Genomic DNA, 1,951 nt, shown 5'->3' on the forward strand with positions numbered 1-1,951 from the left:
CTCTGCCCACCCCCAGCTCTTGCCCTTCGTGGCCTGGAGTTCGCGCACGCACCCTTCCAGCAAGGCTTGCGCCGCAGACGCCCAGAATGCGCCGCTGCCCTCCTCCGGGGGGATGATGCTTTGGGAGAATGCGGCGGCTTGGGTTTGCGTCGCCACGTCACGGCCCACGTCCCAGATCCAACTGCGTTTGTCGAAGGGGCAGACGATGACCGGGTGCTTAAAAATGGACGTAAAGTCCCCTTTGATGTCGTAGATGAAACTTTTCTTTTTGAGACGGACCGTTTGCTCCAGCAGGTGCTTGAGGATGACGCTCTTACCGCTGCCCACGCTGCCGTAGATGAACATGTGCCGGGCCAGCAGCTTCTTGCTTGCGATCCAGTCGGGATGCAGCGACAAGGCATGCAGCTCGTCTTCCTGCTCTTTCTTCGTGAGCGAACGACGCCGGGCTTCAGTCAGGGCCTCTTTCCCCTGTAGCAGTTGAGCGCCGGACACATGCCAAGTATTTGAGCGCGGGATGAGCCCCCGACGCGTTACCCAAGCCGACGCCCACCCGGCCAAGCCCGCCGCAACGCCGACCCGTGCCAATGTGCCAAACGTAGCCTGCTCCTTGGCCACCTCCCAGAACGCCGCGGCAGGCTCTCGGAAGGAGATGGTGCCGGTGGCAAGGTTCCCCATCGCTGCCAGGCTGCCAGTCAGTGCCTGGCTGTAGTTCATGAGGGTGTGACTGCTGGGCACCTGCCAGCCCAACCAAAGCGCGGCCGGATACGTCAGGGCAGCGATGACCGAACCGGAGAGCAACGCCTGGGGCCAACAACGCACCTCGCGGCTCGGCTCGATGCTCGACGGGACCGTCCAGCTCCAGCAGTCATAGACCGAAGGCTTGCCCATGCTCCCTCTCCCTCACCCGATGCACGTCCCCCGGTTTGCGGCCGGCGCTGTCCAGCTGCCCAGGGTCCGCGCCTGCGGCCATGAGCTCCAGGCAGCACTGCGCGCGTTTGTGTTGGGCCGCCACATGCAGGGGGGTCTCCCCGCGGGGATTCCCCAAGGCGGGGTCCGCGCCGGCCTCAATCAACCGACGAACGATGCCGGGGTGGCCGTGGCGCGCGGCGAGGTGTAGCGGCGTCTCGCCGTTGGCGTCGGGCACATTGGGCTCGGCCTGCATGCGCAAACAGGCCTCAACCCCCTCCAGGTTCCCAGTCGTTGCGTTCTCGCAAAGCCACGTCTGCCAAGGGGCTCCGTATAGCCCCAAGTGCGGGGCGTGCGCATGGGCTGCTGCCAGCACCTGGCTACCATGCATGGTGTTCAGCGCTTCTCCATAGGTCGCCTTGACGTGGTCCGCCGCCAACCGGGCTTGGGCATCGGGGACCTCAAACCGCCGGAGCAGTTGGGCGATGTCCAGAGGCGGCTGAGACGGCACCGGCAGTTCAGGCAGGACTCGGAGGGCCTGGAGCTGCTTCGCTGCGGAACGGTTCGACTGGACCTGGTCGATGGATTCCCTCAGCTCTCTCAACAGCCCCTCCCGCTGCTCGGCCGGGAGCAAGGCGTAAGCGGTGGCCAGGGGCTTGTGGCCCAGCACGCCGGCATGGATGGCTGCGTCGAGCGGGTGAGCGGATAGGTCCGGATCGACCTGAAGCAACGCAGCGTGGCCGCCCTGCCCCAGCTCCAGGGAAATGCGGTTGGAGAAACGGCTGGGGGTCAGCACCCAGTCAAAGCCCGCGTCGGTCTGGGTGTCCAACCCGGAAACCTGGGCTTCTCGGCAAAACCGCGTGGCCAGGTCCAACACTTCCCGCGCATCGGCGGCAGCGGCGGCCTCGTGATGCTTCCCGTAGAACTGGGCCAGCGACGCTCTTCCGATCTCCTTCATCCCCGGCCACGAGGGCGCCGGCGAGATCCTCGACGTCGGCGACGGCGTCACCGGACTCGCCCCCGGCCAGCGGGTCCTGCTCTGCTG

The 1,951-nt window shown here is 66.1% G+C and carries 2 protein-coding genes and 1 pseudogene; 1 reads left to right on the top strand and 2 read right to left on the bottom strand.

What is annotated here, in order from left to right:
* Together AB0E19_RS38540 and AB0E19_RS38545 are read right to left on the bottom strand one after the other, a co-directional pair.
* Positions 1-888, bottom strand: an 888-nt coding sequence (locus AB0E19_RS38540) for a type IV secretion system DNA-binding domain-containing protein (protein WP_362189863.1), incomplete at its 3' end; no start/stop codon positions are given.
* Positions 866-1,864 (bottom strand): ankyrin repeat domain-containing protein, encoded by a 999-nt coding sequence (locus AB0E19_RS38545; RefSeq protein ID WP_362189866.1) that lies wholly within the window; start codon positions 1,862-1,864, stop codon positions 866-868. The genes AB0E19_RS38540 and AB0E19_RS38545, both read right to left, overlap by 23 nt.
* On the opposite strand from AB0E19_RS38545, the pseudogene AB0E19_RS38550 reads away from it, so the two are divergent.
* A pseudogene (locus AB0E19_RS38550) lies at positions 1,860-1,951 on the top strand (alcohol dehydrogenase catalytic domain-containing protein); the annotation flags it as partial. The gene AB0E19_RS38545 and the pseudogene AB0E19_RS38550 sit on opposite strands and share 5 nt — an antisense overlap.

The sequence above is a fragment of the Streptomyces sp. NPDC047974 genome (assembly GCF_040653375.1).
In the GTDB taxonomy this organism is placed as follows: domain Bacteria; phylum Actinomycetota; class Actinomycetes; order Streptomycetales; family Streptomycetaceae; genus Streptomyces.